Raw genomic sequence first — 18,868 nt, 5'->3', positions numbered from 1 at the left:
GTCTCGCACCTGCCCTAGTCCTGGGATTCTAGGGGGACGCGGCGGTACGTGCCGTCGCGAAGATCCGCATCCTCGATTTCGTGGCGAGAGATACCCAGGATAAACAGCACCTGGTCTAGGAACGGCTGGTTCACTGACGTATCCGCGACATCACGCAAGGCGGGCTTGGCATTAAACGCAATGCCCAGTCCCGCCGTGGAAAGCATGTCGATATCGTTGGCCCCGTCGCCCACCGCCACCGTTTGGTTGAGCTGCAGACCATTGGACCACGCGAATTCCTTGAGGCTTTCTGCTTTTGCCTTACGATCAATCACCGGCCCAATCACCCGGCCCGTGAGCTTTCCGTTGATGATCTCCAGGGTATTAGCCCGGGCAAAGTCCAAGTCGAGCTCGCGCGCTAGGGGTTCAATTACTTGGATAAATCCGCCGGATACCACGCCCGCCTTGTATCCCAAGCGCTTGAGGGTACGGATCGTAGTACGCGCTCCGGGAGTCAATTGAATGTCACGTGCAACGCGATCAATCACGCTGGCATCCAACCCAGCCAGAGCCTTAACCCGCTCGTGCAACGACTCAGCAAAATCCAGCTCACCCCGCATCGCGCGTTCAGTAACTTCCGCGACCTCGGCTTCCCTTCCGGCATAAGCCGCCAGCATCTCTATGACCTCGTGTTGAATGAGCGTGGAATCCACGTCAAAACAAATGAGCCGCTTAGATCGGCGGGCAAGGCCAGCGCGCTCAATAGCGATATCAACACCGATTTCGTGAGTGAGCGTGGCCAGCGCCTTACGAAGTGGAACGCCACCGCCCGGTGCGGGGTTTGCCACGGTGATGTTGAATTCCACACCGGTCACGGGGTAATCAGCAATCCCGCTGATGGTATCGATGTTGGCATCGTAGTCAGCCAAGGTTTGGCCAATCCGGGAAATGTGTGCTGCGGTGAGCGGGCGACCCAAAACCACCATGACGTGGGTCGAATGCGGACGGGTGGAGGATACATCCCGATCAGCTTCCACACTGACACGCATCCCATAGGCATCGAGGGTTTGCTCCAGACCAGACGACATGGGTGCAATGTCTTCCGTCGCCACCCCCACTAGGGCTCCGAGCGAAAGGTTGCCGCGGAACACCGATTGCTCAATATCGAGCAGTTGCACGTTGTAAGAAGTCAACACGCGGAAGAATCCCGCGGTGACACCCGGACGATCCGGACCCACGACGGTAACCACTGCGGGTACGAGATTTTCCGAGAGGGTCTCGGTTATACAGTCCTCAAAAAGCACGTGGGAAGATCCCGCCGTGGCAGTATCCTCCGTTCGCGCGGCTGGGCGCGGGCTGCGCTCCGCGCTGTCATCTACCGCATTATCGGTGGAGGCATTGAAAGGGTTTAAAGGGGAATCAGCTGGAATCGTCACTCCCCTATTCAACCATTCCAACAAGCAGAGCTGTGAGTCTAGGTGTGTTTTCAGCAGCCCCTTTGCACATAGCGGAACCCCGCCGCCCCAATCCGGTTGGTGACCGGTTGGGACGGCGGGGCGTCGGAGGAAAAAGAGCCGATTAGAAGTGACGGCCGACGTGTGCCTCGTCGCGCAAGCGCTTGACCACATGTGGGTGGTGCAGCTCGAACGCTGGGCGCTCGGAGCGGATGCGAGGCATGGAGGTGAAATTGTGGCGTGGAGGAGGGCAAGAGGTAGCCCACTCGAGAGAGTTGCCGTAACCCCATGGATCGTCAACGGTCACGACCTCGCCGTAGCGGTAGGACTTGAAGATGTTCCACACGAATGGGATGACCGAGATGGCCAGGATGATCGCGCCGATGGTGGATACCTGGTTGTACACGGTGAACCCGTCGGTTGGCAGGTAGTCAGCGTAACGACGTGGCATACCTGCGTTACCAGCCCAGTGCTGGATCAGGAAGGTGGTGTGGAATCCGATCATGGTCAGCCAGAAGTGGAGCTTGCCCAACTTCTCGTCCAGCATGCGACCGGTCATCTTCGGGAACCAGAAGTAAATGCCGGCGAAGGATGCGAAGGCCACGGTGCCGAACAGGGTGTAGTGGAAGTGGGCAACCACGAAGTAGGTATCGGAGACGTGGAAGTCCAGTGCTGGGGATGCCAACATGACACCGGTCAGACCACCGAAGAGGAAGGTAGCGAAGAAGCCGATGGCGAAGATCATTGGCGTTTCGAACGTCAAGCGGCCGCCCCACATGGTGCCCAGCCAGTTGAAGAACTTCATGCCGGTTGGAACACCGATCAAGAAGGTCATAAAGGCGAAGAATGGCAACAGCACAGCGCCGGTGACGAACATGTGGTGAGCCCACACGGCCATGGACAGCGCAGCAATGGACAGAGTTGCGAAGACCAAGCCTACGTAACCGAACATTGGCTTACGAGAGAACACTGGGAAGATCTCGGAAACGATACCGAAGAACGGCAGAGCCAGAACGTAAACCTCTGGGTGGCCGAAGAACCAGAACAGGTGCTGCCACAAGATAGTGCCACCGTTAGCAGGGTCATAGATATGGCCACCGAGCTTGCGGTCGTACAAAACACCCAGGGCAGCAGCAGCCAGCAGTGGGAAGATCAACAGAACCAGCAGGGAGGTAACCAAGATGTTCCACGTGAAGATTGGCATGCGGAACATGGTCATACCTGGTGCGCGGAGGCACAGGATGGTGGTGATCATGTTAATTGCGGAAGCAATGGTACCCACACCACCGACACCAACACCCAAGATCCACAGGTCAGAACCAACGCCTGGAGAGTGGATCGCATCAGAGAGTGGGGAGTACATGGTCCAGCCGAAGTCAGCCGCGCCGCCTGGAGTCAGGAAGCCGGAGATCATGATAACGCCACCGGCGGTGGTCAGCCAGAAGCCCAGAGAGTTCAGACGCGGGAACGCCACGTCTGGCGCGCCAATCTGCAGGGGCATGATGTAGTTAGCGAAGCCGAACACCATTGGCGAACCGTACAGCAGAAGCATGATCGTGCCGTGCATGGTGAACAGCTGGTTGAACTGCTCGTTAGAGACAAATTGCATTCCCGGGTGGAAAAGCTCCAAACGGATCAGCAATGCCATCAAGCCACCGATAAGGAAGAAGGTGAACGCCATGATCAGATACATGATGCCCAACAACTTGTGGTCGGTGGTGGTCAGCATCTTCCATGCCATGTGACCACGACTTGCTTGATCCGAAAGCGGAGCAGGCCGGGTGGGGGCGACTACTTGGTGGCCCTCCCGTGGCGCTACTGCGGTCATTCGTTCCTCCTGACTTAGCGGAGCTACTCCCTTTGCCGGGGTAGCTCCTTAAGAATCATCTTTCCGCGGACTGGCTTAGTCTCGTCAATACCAGCCATTAGTCGCAGGAATGGCTTTATATTAGCCCGTTTAGGCATATTTCAATAGCCCAGCCGGTGGGGGCAGCCCCCGCTCCCCACGTTTTCGGGGGTGACTTGACGGTGGTTTCTTGCAATTTTGACTCGCAAAATGTCAAAACGTGGGAAAAATCACAAATACCGGCGCCGGCCCGAAGGGCCAGTCACCGGAATTCACAGGGCGCTGGTTTTTGCTGTGTGCTTAGAAGTCCCAGTCATCATCGGTAGTGTTTTCAGCCTTACCGATAACGTAGGAAGATCCGGAGCCCGAGAAGAAGTCGTGGTTTTCGTCTCCACCGGGATTCAAGGCAGACAGGATCGCCGGGGAAACCCGGGTCTCATCCGCTGGGAACAGCCCCTCATAGCCAAGGTTATTCAAGGCCTTGTTCGCGTTATAACGCAAGAATCGCTTAACGTCCTCCGTCCAACCAAGCTCGTCGTACAGATCCTCGGTGTACTGCGCTTCGTTGTCGTAGAGCTCCAGCAACAGATCGAAGGTGTGCTCCTTGAGTTCCTCCCGACGCTCCTCGCTCTCTTGCTCGAGGGCACGCTGATACTTGTAACCGATGTAGTAACCGTGCACGGACTCATCGCGAATAATCAATCGAATGATGTCCGCAGTATTCGTCAGCTTAGCGTGCGAGGACCAGTACATCGGCAGATAGAAACCAGAGTAAAACAGGAAGCTCTCCAACAGCACCGATGCGATCTTGCGCTTGAGTGGGTCTTCACCGTCGTAGAAGTCCAGCATGAGTTTAGCCTTGGACTGCAGATGTTCATTTTCCTCAGACCAACGGAAAGCATCATTGATTTCCGGCGTGCTGGCCAGGGTCATGAAGATCGACGAGTACGACTTTGCGTGAACGCTCTCCATGAAGGAGATATTGGTGAAGACGGCTTCTTCATGCATGGTTTGGGCATCAGCTATCAAGCGCACGGCGCCGACGGTGCCTTGGATGGTGTCCAGCATCGTCAAGCCAGTAAACACACGCATCGTGGTTTGCCGCTCAATCTCGTTGAGGGTTCCCCAGCTCTGCACGTCATTGGACAGCGGCACCTTTTCAGGCAACCAGAAGTTTGCCGTCAGTCGGTCCCATACCTCAAGGTCCTTATCATCCGGAATGCTGTTCCAGTTGATGGCCGAGATTGGATCGCCCTCTACCCTACGGGCCGGGGAGTGGGGTTCATGCGCACCCATATTCTCTGGACTCCTTACTCAATTGTCATTGCTCCCCCACTCTAGCCCAAGAGTTGCGGGGTGCCGAGAGACGCATCTCACCGTCAGGCGAGGCTCCGTAATCTCCGCGCTGCGCACGTTTTTGCGCTCCGGTTTTGGCCGTTGGCGGGGAGGGCGGCGTCGAGTAGAAGAAGAGAAATGAGAACACCGAATTATTAGGTAAGCCTTATGGTGTGGCGGGGAAGGATAGGCTTATATTGCTAGCGCGGTGGTGAAAGTGCTTGTATCTTCGATTACATGAGTATTAACGAGAAGTTCCAGAAGCAATTGAATGACCAAGTAATCGCTGAGCACCAAGCTGCATTGGTGTACACCCAGCTGGCTTACGAGCTGGATCGCCTGTCTTTCCCCGGCATGCGTAACTGGATGTTTGCCCAGGCCGCCGAGGAACGCGAGCATGCGCAGCGTTTTGCGAGCCATCTGTTGGACCGCGATGCCCGCGTGGATATCGAGACCATCGAGATGCCAACGATCAAGATCTCCACTCCCCTAGACGCGTTTGAGGCCGCACTCGAGCACGAAAAGAAGGTTTCCGGAATGATCCGGGACCTGGCTCATACTGCCGACGAGGTGAACGACATCGATTCCCGCTCACTGCTCAATGCATTCCTCAGCGAGCAGATTGAGGAAGAGTCCACCGTGAGCGAGATCATCGACCGCATCAAGCTGGCCGGCAACGAGGGCTCCGGACTGTTGCGCATCGATTCCGAGCTGGGCGAGCGCTAAAACCCTGCAGCTGGATGAACGCCTACCGCTCGGTGGCAAGCTAGCCGAGTGCCAGAACTGGGCGAGCGCTAAAACCCTGTAGCTGGGCGAGCGCCTACCGCTCGGTGGCAAGCTAGCCGAGCGCCAGAACTGAACAAGCGCTGACCTAGCGGCAGCGAGCCAGCTGAATAACAGGGCCCCGCTGCAGTGAGTGCGCCCTATAACTCCCAAAAAAGGGAGCAATTCTTTCCCGAATTGCTCCCCTTTTTCGTTACTGTCGGCACGACCTGAGACGGCCAGCACCTGAAGCGGCCAGCACTAGGGCGCTCGGCGTTAACCGCGCCCCTAGGGCTCTTGAGACCCCATTCGGCCAGTTCAAACCTTGCAGTACATACCGCCTTTACAGCATGCAGCTTACGCAGCCTTCAACCTCGGTACCAACCAGCGCGGTTTGGCGCAGGCGGATGTAGTAGATCGTCTTGATGCCCTTACGCCATGCGTAAATCTGAGCACGGTTGATGTCACGCGTGGTTGCGGTGTCCTTGAAGAACAATGTCAGGGACAGTCCCTGGTCCACGTACTTGGTGGCCACGGCATACGTATCGATGATCTTCTCGAATCCGATCTCGTACGCATCCTGGTAGTAATCCAAGTTCTCGTTCGTCATATACGGTGCCGGGTAGTACACGCGCCCGATCTTGCCTTCCTTACGAATCTCAATCTTGGAGGCAATCGGGTGAATAGAGGACGTGGAATTGTTGATGTAGGAAATCGATCCTGTAGGGGGCACTGCCTGCAGGTTACGGTTATATAGCCCATACTCCTGCACAGCCTTCTTCAGTGCGGCCCAGTCCTCGGCAGACGGCACCTGGATGCTGGAGTTATCGATGATTTCCCGTACGCGCTCGGTGGTGGGCTGGAACTCCGCCGGATCGTAGCGATCGAAGAACTCACCCGATGCGTAATCGGAGTTCTCAAAGTTCTTGAAGGACTCGCCACGCTCTTTCGCAATCGCATTCGAGGCTTTGAGGGCTTCATACATCACCGCAGCGAAGTACACGTTGGTGAAGTCCAATGCTTCTTCTGAGCCATAGTGAATGTGCTCGCGACCAAGGAACCCGTGCAGGTTCATCTGACCCAAGCCGATGGCGTGCGAGTGATCATTGCCCTGTCGCACAGATGGCACGGAATCGATGCTGGTCTGGTCCGCCACGGCGGTCAGCCCGCGAATAGCGGTCTCGATGGTTTTCGAGAAGTCCTGGCTATCCACTGCCTTCGCGATATTCAGAGAGCCTAAGTTGCAAGAAATATCGTCGCCGATGGTCTCGTACGTCAAATCGGCATTAAACACCGACGGGGTGGAGACCTGCAGAATCTCGGAACACAGATTGGAGTGCGTGATGCGTCCCTGGATTGGGTTAGCACGGTTCACGGTGTCCTCGAACATAATGTACGGGTAACCCGATTCGAACTGAATCTCGGCCAACGTCTGGAAGAACTGTCGAGCGTTGATCTTCTGCTTGCGAATCCGTGGATCCTCCACCATCTCCTCGTAATGCTCAGAGATTGGAACGTCGGCAAAAGGCTTGCCATAAATGCGCTCCACATCGTATGGGGAGAACAAGTACATATCGTCGTTGTTCTTCGCCAACTCGAATGTGATGTCCGGGATCACTACGCCCAGCGAGAGGGTCTTGATGCGGATCTTCTCGTCCGCATTCTCGCGCTTGGTGTCCAGGAAGCGCAGGATATCCGGATGGTGGGCGTGCAGGTACACAGCACCTGCGCCTTGGCGTGCACCCAGCTGGTTGGCGTAGGAGAACGCATCTTCCAGAAGCTTCATGACTGGAATCACGCCGGAGGACTGGTTTTCAATGTGCTTGATCGGCGCACCGGCCTCACGAATATTGCTGAGCAGCAGGGCCACGCCACCACCGCGCTTGGAAAGCTGCAATGCGGAGTTAATGGAGCGACCAATGGACTCCATGTTGTCCTCAATACGCAGCAAGAAACAGCTAACGGGTTCGCCTCGCTGTGCTTTACCAATGTTCAAGAACGTGGGAGTCGCAGGCTGGAAGCGCCCATCCATGATCTCATCCACCAGGCTTTCCGCCAGGTCACGATCGCCTGCCGCAAGCCCTAGGGCAACCATGCACACGCGGTCTTCGAAACGCTCCAAATAGCGCTTACCGTTGAAGGTCTTTAGCGTGTAGGAGGTGTAGTACTTGTAGGCACCCAAGAAGGACTGGAAACGGAACTTCTTCGCGTAAGCGCGCTTAAACAGTGACTTCACAAATGGGAAGTCGTAGTGATCCAAAACGGCCTTATCGTAGTACTTGTTTTCCACGAGGTAGTGCAGTTTTTCCTGCAAGTCGTGGAAAAATACCGTGTTCTGGTTCACGTGCTGCAGGAAGAATTGGTTGGCTGCTTCCCGGTCCTTGTCGAACTGGATGTTTCCATCCTTGTCGTACAAGTTCAGCATGGCGTTTAGCGCATGGTAATCCAGCTGCTCCGATGCACTGACCGGCTCGGCTACGGTCTTACCAACTTCGCTCGTCGTCATGAAAACCTCTCCTCTATGCACGCTCTGTGGGTCGCCGGCCGGTGCCGGCTTTCGCGCGTGCGCTTGTACTTTGGCTAGTTTAGGCAAGTTTCCCGACATTCGTTCCACTCACCAATTGTTGGATGCTTTTGGTCTTGTGACCTGCTTTTTATCTCGACGCCCCGCTGCACCCGATCGAGGCTGTCCATTAGGCGCTCTGTTCCCAGCGCCCTTCGTTTCGCAGTGATGCTTCGAATTCGGCTAAACCCTCACGCACCCGTTGTACATCATGATCAGTTCCCATGAGCTCAAAACGATAGAGGTAGGGCACTCGGCATTTGGCGGAGATGACATCGCCCGCTTTACCGAAGTCGGCTCCAAAGTTCAGGTTGCCGGCGGCAATCACTCCCCGCAGCAGATTCCTGTTGTTCTCGTTGTTGAGGAAGTGGATCACTTGTTTGGGCACGGGCCGATTGAGATCCTGTGTCATTCCCGCTCCACCACCGTATGTGGGCACGATAAGCACATGGGGTTCCGCAACAATCAAAGGTTGTTCGTTTCGCCGCAACGGGATGCGCTTGGCGGGTAGTTTCAGTTTCTGCACGAAGCGGTGGGTGTTTTCCGTCGTTGACGAAAAGTACGTAATAAGCATGGGTTTTTTCTCCGCTACTAGTTCACGCCCCCAGCCTGCGTAAGGCTGGGGGCGTTGAATTACCCCGGGGTACAACTCCCGAGGTCTGAAGCGCTAGGCAGCCTCGGCAGCTAGGGTGCGAATCCGATCTGGTCGAAACCCGGACCAGTGTGCGTCACCGGATACAACCACTGGAGCCTGCAGGTGCCCCAAAGCCATTACGTAATCCCGAGCCTCATCGTCGAGACTGATATCCACGAGAACGTACTCGAGGCCCGCCTTATCAAGGGCGCGCGTGGTGGCCTTGCACTGAACACATGCTGGCTTGGTGTAGACGGTGATCATAACGTGTGGTTCTCCTGGTTGGGCGTGGCTGCGACTCTATGCACTACTGGTCAATGGTCCTGCGCGAGCTAATAGAACGAGCGGCTCATCGCCGCATCCATCCGGGGAGTCAAGGCGTTCTCCCCGCTGGGCGCTGTGTTGCACTGCGCCCTCTATTCGCTGTCGCGCTGACTTGTCCGAGACTACACGTCCCTCGGCAACCACACAACTCATTCACCACAATATTTTGGGGTAATTACACGGAATAAATACTACATATAGTAGTTACAACGAGGGAATTCGCAGGTGGCATATCAGCCGCGCCACTACATATTGAACTAAGAAAAACATTCTTGTAATTCCGGCCCATGGCAACCTCACCCGCCGCACACCTTCACCAGCATCCACCCCCCACTGTCGCTGCCTCATTACCCAGTCACCCCTCTCCCACTACCTCTGCCCCATTACCCAGTCACCCCTCTCCCACTACCTCTGCCTCATTACCCAGTCACCCCTCTCCCACTACCTCTGCCCCATTACCCAGTCACCACACCCACCAGCACACAGCCATCACCCCTCCCACTATCTCTGCCTCATTATCCAGTCACCCCCACCAGCCCCCAGTAAACAAAAACTCTCGCCACACCCATTGCGAGTGTGACGAGAGTTTCAAGCCTCACAGCGGAGGCAGAAAGACATCCCGTAAAACGGACTGTCCAAGAATTCACTTAGCCCTGACGAGCCTTGAAGCGTGGATCCTTCTTGTTGATCACGTAGACCTTACCGTGGCGACGAACGACCTGGGCGCCCGGCTTGTTCTTCAGCGACCGAAGGGACTTGCGGACCTTCATCGGGCGCTCCTTTCTTCATCGACGACTTTCAGCTCAACACCCAGTTCCAACTACAACTCACAAGGGGTTTCGGGAACCGCGACGGGGCTTACCACTATGAAAGGTAGCTCCGGTGTGCGCTAAGGTGTTCAGCACAAACACAAGCGATGATATTACGCGATAGCCTGACATAATCCAAAACCGGAGCCACGGGCCCGATTGTTCTCTCGCCGAAAGGTTACACAATGTCCACCACTGACCCCCGCCCTCTTCAAAGGCGAATTATCGAGGAACTTCACACCCGCCCAACTATTGAACCCGCCCAAGAAATCACCACTAGGGTGAAGTTTCTGGTCGACTACCTAAAAAAGACTCGCGCCAAGGGTTACGTGTTGGGCATCTCGGGCGGACAGGATTCCACGCTGGCGGGAAAGCTGGCTCAGATGGCAGTGGAACAATTCAACGAGGAACAAGCCGGGTGGGCGGAGGCAGATCCACACACCGATCCTTCCTCCCCCACACCAGCAACTTTTATAGCTGTCCGCCTCCCCTATGGCGTGCAGGCCGACGAGGACGATGCACAGATTGCTTTGCAGTTCATTCAGCCAAGCGAATCAGTTGTTGTCAATATCGAAGACTCCACAGATGCGATGGCGGCGGCTACGGCTACTGCTTTGGATATCGACAACATCACCGATTTCAACAAGGGCAACGTGAAAGCTCGGCAGCGCATGATCGCGCAGTACGCCATCGCGGGACAACGCGGATTGTTGGTCATCGGCACCGATCACGCCGCCGAAGCCGTTACTGGGTTTTACACCAAACACGGTGACGGCGCTGCCGACGTAGTTCCGCTAGCAGGCCTCACGAAGAACCAAGGAGCGGCGATGCTGCGTGAATTGGACGCGCCCGAGACGACGTGGAAGAAAGTCCCCACTGCCGATCTAGAAGAAGACCGACCAGCGCTGCCCGATGAGGAAGCCCTCGGTGTGCGATACACCGACATCGATGCCTACTTGCAAGGCGAGGGAGTCTCCGATGAGGCGGCAGCAAGAATCGAGCACTTGTGGTTCACATCCCGTCATAAGCGCACCACACCCGCCACACCTCATGACACGTGGTGGAGGGAGTAGCAGTGGAACCCCGTTAACTAACGGCTCGCCCGGGAATTCCCATTTAGTCAACTACATCAGAAACTGCATAGCGATAACCGCGGCAAAGCCCACGTACCACACGAGGGTGATGGCCAGCGGCACCCCAATGCCTTCCGCGGTGGGTTGACCGCGTTGGCGTCGAGACTGACGAACCGTATGTGTCAGCGACATGACAAACAGTGGCAGGGTGACCGACCACACGACCATGCACCAAGGGCACAGAGCCACAATGTTGAAGATCGCTTGGAAGGCCAGCCAGTGGACGAAGACAACAGCTAGGCCCAGCCCCACGACAACGCTCCACCACAGCCACCGCGGCAAACGGGCGCCCACCAGCAACACCACGGCGATAGTCATCACCACAGGGAAGCCGATCATGCCGATAAAGGGGTTCGGAAACCCAAAGGCACTGGCTTGGCTGGAAGCCATCACGTCGGAACACGACACCACATCGTTTAAGGTGCAGGCAGGGGTAAAGCTGGAATCCAAGACTAACTTGATCTTGTCGTACATGATCAGGGTGGAAAACCACAGACCAATCGCGGCCAAGACCAACATGAGGATGGCAAAACCACGCGAGGCGGGCAGTCCCCGTGCCGAGCGATCCAAGGTGGTGGCGGGGGCACTGGAAGCCGTGGGTGCGGTGTTTGTGGCCACTGCGGCGGCTGGTGTTTCAGTCATGGCAAACTTTCGGTCTCCTGCTCCTCGCTAACGGTCCCGCACGCCATGCTCCCAACTACGTCTTGCTCGTGACAGCGAATAGGCCGATGCCGATGGAGCTTCAGCGCGTTTTTCGCATTTGTGTAGTCAACGACAGCGCGGGGTCTGTGAAGGACAGTTAGTAGTGGACGGTTAGAAGGGGATATCTGCCACAGAGTTTACCGCCATCACCCTTGCCGTCCTAGGTAGTTCAGCCCGAATGGCCTGTGGCCTTTGTCTCCTTGATTCTTCAGCTGTTGTTTTTTCTTTTTCCGACGCCGCGCTCCGAACTCTCGCCATCCCACTAAAAGAAGAACGAGTGCGATAACAATGAGGTCCACAATCATCCACCAGGACAGCACCGGTCTCCACTTGTCGGCTGGTTCATTGGGGTTATCCATCGGCACCCTCTCGGCGTTAACCAGCAAACGATCGGTATTGATGCCATAGGGGGTACATGTCACCATGGTCAGCTTGTCTTTGCCTTTTTCGTAGGTGACCTGCTGCCATTGCTCTGGTTTCACCACCTTCTGGCCGTGCACCTTGTACTTCAGCTTCTCGCCCATCACTTCCACAAACACTTCATCACCATCTTTGAGTTTGCGGAGATTATCGAACATGGATGCGTTGACCATCCCGGTGTGGGCCGATAGCAAGGAGTTTGTTCCATCTCCACCAACCGGCAAATCAGAGCCATACATGTGGCCCACGCCCTTGTACAGCACGCTGGAATTCGTCGTGTGATACACCGGCAAGTCCACATCAATGGCCGGGATCCGAAGCCTCGCCATCACCCCGCCTGTCTCGGGAGGGTTGAGGGTGCTCATGTAACGATCAAAGCCCTCATCCCCTTGCCGCGCTGGGCGCGCGTGGTGACCTTGCCGCGCCAAGAAAGCATTGTATTCCCGCGCTTGCTGCAGATAGTGCTCCGTGAGCTGCGGGGGTTTGATGCTCTCCACATCTTGGGAATACTTCTGCGCCTGGTTGTTGAGCTGCCAGTCGTTATACAGCGTGGCGACGAGCGGATATAGCAAGATCACCACGCCCAACAAGATCCAAAAGAGATCTCGCCGGCGCTTACCCGCTTTCCGCTTCTTCCGCTTGGGCTGCGCTACGCCGAGCCCCTCATGCGGGGCCCGAGCGTGCGCATCCGGGAAATCAGTGGTCATCGCTGCCCATCGTAACCCTGTTGGGAATCCAGACCGTCATTCCACTGTGACGCGGCACCGGCGTTGTCGAGGTTGTCATTGCTATCTGGGTCGATGGGACCGTTGTCCGCAAATTCCTCGCCCTCGTCATCGTCGCGGCGTCGGAAGTAACGGTAGAGACCATAAGCTAGGGCGAGGAGGCCCAGCAGAATGACAATCAACAACGTCTGTGCACCCGTATCCGGCAGCATCCAACCGATGGCCTTCTGCAAACGGATTGCACCATACGTGTCCGTGCTGGAGACTGCGCCGGCCTCATCGCTGGCATTCGCGGTGACCGTCACCTCACCCCGGTAGCTGAAGAACGAGTCCGTGGGTTCGGTAATCTCCACGTCAAAAACGCACTCGTGCGCGTTACCGCTGGCAAGTTGCAAGGTGGCCAGCTGGCAGAACCCTGGATCGATAACCCCTGAGTCTGGGACTGTGAGGGTAGTGCCCGCGGTATTGGTAATCTTCCGCCCAGCAAGCGATGGATCTTTGAGCGCGAAGCCGCTCAGGGATTGTGCGCCTGTGTTCGTGATGGTGTAGTGCATCCTCATCGATGTGGCATCATCTGGAAGAACCGCGGTATCCGCCACTGCTCCCGTGATAGAGCTAATGGGCGAACCGTCGATCTTCTTATCGACCTGCACACCCGGGAAGCTGTTCTGTGCAGTGAGAGACCACTCGGCACCCTGGGTAGACAGGTCGGTGGCCGACTCAACCGGCATCACGTTGAAATTGACTCTTCGCAGGTTCTCCTCCAACGGTTCGCCAGGCGCCGGTGCCGGTGCAGGTGCTTGTTCCACTGTGGGATTAGCGATACGCGCGCCATGTTGAGTCACGTTGAGGATGGGATTCGATTCTGCAACACCATCGTTGGTTTCCTGAACAAAGCATGGCGAGTCAATGGGCACGGACGTGAACGTCCGACTCTCACCCGTCTTCAGCGTAAATGTCGGGTCATTCTGCGAGCACGTTTGCTGGAATTCGAACGTTGCGCCTTCTCCGGCATTACCTGCTGAGGTCTTGGTGAACGTCACATCCGCCACGCCGCGGAAGTTGTGGTTTTCCGCGCCAACAACTAGTTCCGTTTCCGTGGACGACAAGTCCGCGGGAACGTTGAACGTGTACTGACGGTTCTTCTGGGCCTCGGTCACCGTTGCGGGCGCGATCCTCGACAATGGTGTCGACGGAGCTCCCTCGCCAGCAGCATCCCTAATCCATGAGTTGAACTGGGTTGCCGGGGTTCGGGCTCCCGCCGTTACCGCTAGTTGCGTACGCGGAGCGAGTGCGGGGCTATCGGTGAGATCCATGGTGCAATCCACGCCCACCGGCAAATCCACAATGAATCCACCTGGAGCGGGGGCAGCGGTTGCTACCGATGCACCAACCGGGGTTTCTGCCGTGGTCATCGTCTTGGTGAACGTACTACCTTGCGGATCCTTACACGTGAACTTGGCGGTGTAACCATTCGGATCGATTCCTTGCAGGTATCCAGTTTGGTTGATGCTGACCCTCACCGGAGTCGTACGGCGCTCGTACCGATTAACGAAATCCCACGATTCCACGGGAGCATCTTCAGTCGATCCAGCGTATTTGGCGATTTTCGGCTTCGCGACGCTCACCTGCAATTCCTGAGGTGTCCCCCTTGGGGGCGTTTCTTCAAATGTACAGAAGGCACCTGCTGGCACGGCTACTTCCGGCGATGTGTAGGTGCGCGAAACACTACCGTTTCCTGCGTCGGCATAGCCCGTGAAACCATTATTCAAGAAGATGGCATTCTCAATGCGCTTGCCATCTGACGCCAGTTCGGAGTACTGGTAACCCACGCCCTTACACTGCATGGTGAAATCAAATTCCTGCCGTGGGTTCAACAAATCCAGATCCCCTTGGCGCCCAATGACCGCCTTCGACATTTTGATCTTGGTGGTGACGTATTCATAATAGTTCGTCAAATCCACTACGTTATTCACCTGGCCATCCGCCCCGCCGTCGACGGTGAGGAAATATTGCGATTCGGTAATACCGTCGGCCAAGTCCTTGTCTATCAAAGCCGTACCGTCGTTTTGGTCCACGACCCAGCTGACCTGGCGCGGCCGTAGCGTTGCCTTCAACAAGGTACCGTCCTTGTCCTCCAGCTCCAGGTTGAGGTCACCAAACTTATCGCCACGAATGTGGCAATCAGCACCGACCGGCACTCCCTTAAAGGTGGTGGTTCCGGGACCTGTGATGGTGCCGGTGAAGGTGCCCAGCAGGAATCCTTGGGAGCCATCTCCGGTTTCGGGGTCACGACAGTCCATATCAAATGTGTGCGTGTAGAAACCGGGCGTTTTCCCGGCTGCCTTGTATTGCTCCTCAACCGCTGCGGGCAAACGGGCAATCTTATTCAGTTTCACGTCGGACAGCCGGCGCGAATACGTATTCGTAAACGCAATCGTGTTTTCTCCACGGGCCACATCGAATTCCTGCTTCTTTTCAGTTTTAGGCGCTCCATTGGCAGACACTTCCTGCTTCACCGAAATACCAGCTGCAGTCGTTGTTGCCCCCTCAGTTGCAGAACAGTCCGATCCCACGGGGAAAGCACCAAAATCTAGTGATGTGGAGGCAGAAACTACACCAGAGTCGGTCGTAGGCGTATCAGCACTATCCGGCAATAGGCAAGAGATAGAAACATTGAACTGGCGATTCCGCTTAACCTCTTGACGGGCTGGGGAAATGTAACCGCCATCGAATTCCACGGATTTGGTACCGGTGATATTCGTGTATATGAAGTCGTAATCGTGGCTGATGAGAACCGAGGATTGGGTTCCCACGTCCACACGCTTCCGGATAGGTGCGAGGTCGTTAAAGACCTGCGGCTCGCCCGTCACGTTTTCATCCAATGTGGTGACGGTGGAGTCACGGTCAATCGGGAAATCACCTTGCTGGCCATTGAGTTTCGGTCGGGTTCCTGGATCCCGGCCTGCCTCGGCAATGTCACAGGTGCTGCCTGCGGGCACCATCGCAGCAGGGATAATTACCGACGTTTCTTCCACAACTGCTGTCGTTGGATCATCTCCCAATTCGATCCGGGCGAACTCACCCAGATCTAGGGCTTCCCCATCGGACGCGGTACAGGACACGGTGTAAGCCACACGCCGCGCGAAGGCCTTACTGGAACCGGACTGTTGAGAGATCAAAAGACCATCGCCAACGGCGGTGTAATCATTAGTGATTGTGCGGGTCTCATCCGGTTGGGAAACATTAAACGTTGCCCCGTCGGCATCGGTCGACCACAAAACACCCGTGACGCCTAGGTTCGGTGCTTTCTCACTGAATACACACTCATTCCCGTATGGCACTCCCAAATTACCGTCTTGATCATTGACGAGTGCTTGTAATTCCGGGTCATTGAGATTCATCCGTAGTGGCACCGTTCCACCCTCAGAGACCGTAACGGATCCGGTCAGAGGAACGAACAGAACCTGGCCGTTCGCGCGTGTGACGGAGCGGGGACCACAATCGAAATCAAACCGGTACTCCGACGGCAGATTCACCGACAATCCGTTCCGATTCACTGCCTTGTTCAACTGAACCTTGCCCAGCTTCGGTTCGAAGGTATTACGAACATGGACGACATTCTGGCTGTCCGATGAATCGGTATTCACCGTGATGATCGGCGTTGCCTTTGCCTGTTCATTGGTCAAAGTGGTGATGTTATCCCCAGGATCTGCGAACGTTAGTTCCGTGCTCGTGAGTTTTACGTTCCGAAACTCTGGCGTGTCCTGCTCCCAAATCAAACACCGCGCTCCTACGGGAATGCTTTTAATCCGAGCGGGCACTCCAGTATCGAGTGTTACGACATCGAGTGTTCCCTCACGCTGTTGCGGGTTGTTCGTTCCACCCCATGTACACCGGTACTGAACAGGAAAAGCTTTGCCCTTCAGGTCCGGGGAGGCTGCGGCATTGCCCGCCAGTTCCTTAAATACCTTGACATCGCGCAGCTGGTAGGAATACTTCGCATTGATGTGCAGATCCGCCTGCGTGGGAGCGCTCCCTTCGGCGTAATCCGGCAAACGGAAATGATAAGCGCCTTCCGCGTCCGCACTAACGGGTTTACCGGCATACGTCACTTCGCGGCCGTCGAATTTAATACGGGCGCTTTCCTGCGCACTCAAACCAGTGAGCGGTTTCAACCAGCAATCGCGCTCAACGGGGATATCCGTAATATCTGTGGCGCCCGCGGGTACGCCACTGCCCTGGCGATTTATGCTCAATGAAATGTGACGGTTCTTCACCGTTGTGCCGTCACACGTCAATTCGAAGTCGTATTGGCGCGGGTAGGCGAAGTCTCCAACGGGATCCCCACTCAGTTCTTTAGAAAAGTGCAGTACTCCAGCTCGGTAATCGTATTGGTTGTTGGCACGCACTGAAACAGTAGATTGCTCTAGCGTTTGTGTTGTGGTCGGCAAAGGGTCACCTGAAGCCGTTCCAGTATTCCACGTCAACGTCAGTTTCTTACCGGGACGAGCGGGAGCGGCACCATCCGGGAAAGTTTCATTAATCGTGCACGTGGTTCCCAAGGGCAAATTAGGAACCGTTGCGCTTTGCCCCTTTTGCAGCACCTTGCTCCCCGTGAGTTTCACATCGGGGTAGGCGGAGCTGAACTGGTTGATATCGGTGCACTTGTAGTTCAGCTGGAACGTCCGCAACTGCACTTCATCGAATAGCGCGGCCGTACCGTTAACACTTTTTGACAGTTGCAAGTTGGAAGCCTGGAATTTCGGTTGCCAATCGACCTGGCAGTTAGTGGGATCATTCCTGCGTTCTGCGACCACCAGCTCGCTGGTGAAAGCTGTTTGGTTCTTGATTAGCGAGTAACCATTAGGAACAGCTCCCTCTTTAATGGTCACCGGTGCGGAGTCACCAATCGTGCACGTCCACACTGGGTTGTACCGGCTAAATGCCTTGGATGCATCGGTGCCAGTGGCTTTGGAACGGAAAACGTAATCATCCACTACGTTTCCAGTAGTGCCAGCGGCGGGAATTCGGGTGGCCGTCGTGTAATCGCCTGCCGGCAGAGGAATGGGATTCTCAACATTGTTTTGTCGGGTGGCAGCGGTGATATCGAATTTCGTGGCTTGGCCGGTAACGGCCTGCTCATAGGCTGTATCAGAAGAGACTGACCCGGCTACACGGCCAATATTGATGGCCAAGGCTATCGCCTGGCTGCCTGACGTGGACGATCCCAGTGCGAAATCAATGTTCTTCGGGTTTGCAGCACTAGCTAGGAACGTACCCGGCGTTTGAGCTGCCCCCTTATCCGAGAAACAAACGAAATCACGAAAATTGGAACCGGCGGCGCCCCAGTTCGCTGGCTCATTTGCTGGCCCGTAAATCCCATTACACGCGTCGGAAAACCCAGATGGTGTGATTCTTGTAAGGCGTTCCACGTTGCCCTCGCGGTTTTCCATACTGATCATTTCATCGGCCACGCCCGATTCCGTGGTTGCTTCCGCATCTGCCATCATGATTCGGAAATTTGGAACATTCACCCCGCGTTCATCTACCAACGTGATATTTTCTAGGGAAAAACGAATGAAGTTGTAACCTAGAAGACCCATATTGCCAAACAGGAATGGCTTAGAGGTATCGTCACCATATTTGGTGAATGTTCGTACGCCATCTTTGGAATTGCCAAAAGCTGCGTTCGCCCATGACTGATCTTGAGCTGTCAAGCGGTCCGCTGGCCCATAATTAACCTTCGCGGTGAACGCGAGGGTGTACCGGCCGATTTTTCTGGTCACCCGCTCCCCGTTGGCCCAGTTAAAGTTTGCGCCATTTTTGGACATATCGATCCAGCACAATTGCTTGGCCCAAGCCGCTGAGGGGCCATCACCGGCGCGAAAGTTACAGTTACCCATGTTGTTAGGGAGCCGCGATACCGAAGGCGCCGCCGTGTTTCCCGTCTGTGCGTCGGCTTGTGGCGGATCCGGCACAAACGGCACCTCGGGAACGGACATCAACGTCATGCCCAGCACAAATGCGACGAAAGCCACAGCCACACGCCTGCCCGCGCCGCTGGCATGTGCAAGAATCGTTTCGCCACCGGTTCGAGTGGTATTCGTCAGCGGTTTTGCTTGCTGCCTCGTTCCGATCTCAATTCCCATTGTGCGCCTTTCGGAATGCTTATTCTGTGG

Annotated in this window: 12 protein-coding genes; 2 read left to right on the top strand and 10 right to left on the bottom strand. The window is 55.9% G+C overall.

The annotated features are described in order from the left end of the window. Positions 1-14 precede the first annotated feature (14 nt). The 3 genes from serB to nrdF form a co-directional block, all read right to left on the bottom strand. Complete coding sequence (gene serB / locus CAURIC_RS02850) at positions 15-1,283, bottom strand: phosphoserine phosphatase SerB (RefSeq protein WP_035115585.1); 1,269 nt, start codon at positions 1,281-1,283, stop codon at positions 15-17. Positions 1,284-1,557: 274 nt separating this feature from the next. Further along, on the bottom strand, positions 1,558-3,261 hold the full coding sequence (gene ctaD, locus CAURIC_RS02845) for an aa3-type cytochrome oxidase subunit I (RefSeq protein ID WP_035115465.1): 1,704 nt from the start codon (positions 3,259-3,261) through the stop codon (positions 1,558-1,560). A gap of 318 nt (positions 3,262-3,579) precedes the next feature. Next, the gene (gene nrdF, locus CAURIC_RS02840; RefSeq protein ID WP_035115462.1) at positions 3,580-4,575 is read right to left on the bottom strand and encodes a class 1b ribonucleoside-diphosphate reductase subunit beta; all 996 of its coding nucleotides are present in this window, start codon (positions 4,573-4,575) and stop codon (positions 3,580-3,582) included. 276 nt (positions 4,576-4,851) lie between these two features. Between nrdF and CAURIC_RS02835 the strand changes: the two genes are divergently transcribed. Next, positions 4,852-5,340, top strand: a complete 489-nt coding sequence (locus CAURIC_RS02835) for a ferritin (protein ID WP_035115459.1) — start codon at positions 4,852-4,854, stop codon at positions 5,338-5,340. Between the two features lie 379 nt (positions 5,341-5,719). Here the strand turns inward: CAURIC_RS02835 and nrdE are convergent, their stop codons facing one another. From nrdE to ykgO, 4 genes are all read right to left on the bottom strand, one after another. Next, positions 5,720-7,882, bottom strand: coding sequence for a class 1b ribonucleoside-diphosphate reductase subunit alpha (gene nrdE, locus CAURIC_RS02830; RefSeq protein WP_084588230.1), 2,163 nt, complete (start codon positions 7,880-7,882; stop codon positions 5,720-5,722). 187 nt (positions 7,883-8,069) lie between these two features. After that, positions 8,070-8,513, bottom strand: a complete 444-nt coding sequence (gene nrdI, locus CAURIC_RS02825) for a class Ib ribonucleoside-diphosphate reductase assembly flavoprotein NrdI (protein ID WP_035115455.1) — start codon at positions 8,511-8,513, stop codon at positions 8,070-8,072. A gap of 93 nt (positions 8,514-8,606) precedes the next feature. Beyond that, positions 8,607-8,837: a glutaredoxin-like protein NrdH gene (gene nrdH, locus CAURIC_RS02820; RefSeq protein WP_035115452.1), complete on the bottom strand. Its 231-nt coding sequence runs from the start codon at positions 8,835-8,837 to the stop codon at positions 8,607-8,609. A gap of 707 nt (positions 8,838-9,544) precedes the next feature. Continuing rightward, positions 9,545-9,667 carry a type B 50S ribosomal protein L36 gene (gene ykgO / locus CAURIC_RS02815; protein ID WP_005288826.1) on the bottom strand — a complete coding sequence of 41 codons (123 nt, stop codon included), beginning with the start codon at positions 9,665-9,667 and terminating at the stop codon, positions 9,545-9,547. A gap of 224 nt (positions 9,668-9,891) precedes the next feature. On the opposite strand from ykgO, the gene nadE reads away from it, so the two are divergent. Continuing rightward, entirely contained in the window at positions 9,892-10,779 is an 888-nt protein-coding gene (nadE, locus tag CAURIC_RS02810; protein ID WP_035115447.1) for an ammonia-dependent NAD(+) synthetase, read from the top strand. A gap of 51 nt (positions 10,780-10,830) precedes the next feature. Here the strand turns inward: nadE and CAURIC_RS02805 are convergent, their stop codons facing one another. From CAURIC_RS02805 to CAURIC_RS02795, 3 genes are all read right to left on the bottom strand, one after another. Further along, a complete protein-coding gene (locus tag CAURIC_RS02805) occupies positions 10,831-11,481 on the bottom strand; it encodes a vitamin K epoxide reductase family protein (RefSeq protein WP_290183277.1) in 651 nt (216 codons plus the stop codon). Positions 11,482-11,687: 206 nt separating this feature from the next. Next, positions 11,688-12,668, bottom strand: a complete 981-nt coding sequence (locus tag CAURIC_RS02800) for a class C sortase (protein WP_052095143.1) — start codon at positions 12,666-12,668, stop codon at positions 11,688-11,690. Continuing rightward, positions 12,665-18,838 (bottom strand): DUF5979 domain-containing protein, encoded by a 6,174-nt coding sequence (locus CAURIC_RS02795; protein WP_290183274.1) that lies wholly within the window; start codon positions 18,836-18,838, stop codon positions 12,665-12,667. The genes CAURIC_RS02800 and CAURIC_RS02795 overlap by 4 nt, the downstream gene beginning before the upstream one ends. Positions 18,839-18,868: the final 30 nt, after the last annotated feature.

The organism is Corynebacterium auriscanis, assembly GCF_030408435.1.
Lineage (GTDB): Bacteria > Actinomycetota > Actinomycetes > Mycobacteriales > Mycobacteriaceae > Corynebacterium > Corynebacterium auriscanis.
The sequence above is the reverse complement of the archived record's forward strand: the minus strand, read 5'-3'. Positions and strand labels throughout refer to the sequence as shown.

What these genes read in the sequence shown, in the direction of transcription:
- nrdF (WP_035115462.1), bottom strand. Translation starts at nt 4,575, where the DNA reads ATGGGTGCGCATGAACCCCACTCCCCGGCCCGTAGGGTAGAGGGCGAT.
- CAURIC_RS02805 (WP_290183277.1), bottom strand. Translation starts at nt 11,481, where the DNA reads ATGACTGAAACACCAGCCGCCGCAGTGGCCACAAACACCGCACCCACG.
- nrdI (WP_035115455.1), bottom strand. Translation starts at nt 8,513, where the DNA reads ATGCTTATTACGTACTTTTCGTCAACGACGGAAAACACCCACCGCTTC.
- CAURIC_RS02800 (WP_052095143.1), bottom strand. Translation starts at nt 12,668, where the DNA reads ATGACCACTGATTTCCCGGATGCGCACGCTCGGGCCCCGCATGAGGGG.
- ctaD (WP_035115465.1), bottom strand. Translation starts at nt 3,261, where the DNA reads ATGACCGCAGTAGCGCCACGGGAGGGCCACCAAGTAGTCGCCCCCACC.
- ykgO (WP_005288826.1), bottom strand. Translation starts at nt 9,667, where the DNA reads ATGAAGGTCCGCAAGTCCCTTCGGTCGCTGAAGAACAAGCCGGGCGCC.
- nadE (WP_035115447.1), top strand. Translation starts at nt 9,892, where the DNA reads ATGTCCACCACTGACCCCCGCCCTCTTCAAAGGCGAATTATCGAGGAA.
- CAURIC_RS02835 (WP_035115459.1), top strand. Translation starts at nt 4,852, where the DNA reads ATGAGTATTAACGAGAAGTTCCAGAAGCAATTGAATGACCAAGTAATC.
- nrdH (WP_035115452.1), bottom strand. Translation starts at nt 8,837, where the DNA reads ATGATCACCGTCTACACCAAGCCAGCATGTGTTCAGTGCAAGGCCACC.
- CAURIC_RS02795 (WP_290183274.1), bottom strand. Translation starts at nt 18,838, where the DNA reads ATGGGAATTGAGATCGGAACGAGGCAGCAAGCAAAACCGCTGACGAAT.
- nrdE (WP_084588230.1), bottom strand. Translation starts at nt 7,882, where the DNA reads ATGACGACGAGCGAAGTTGGTAAGACCGTAGCCGAGCCGGTCAGTGCA.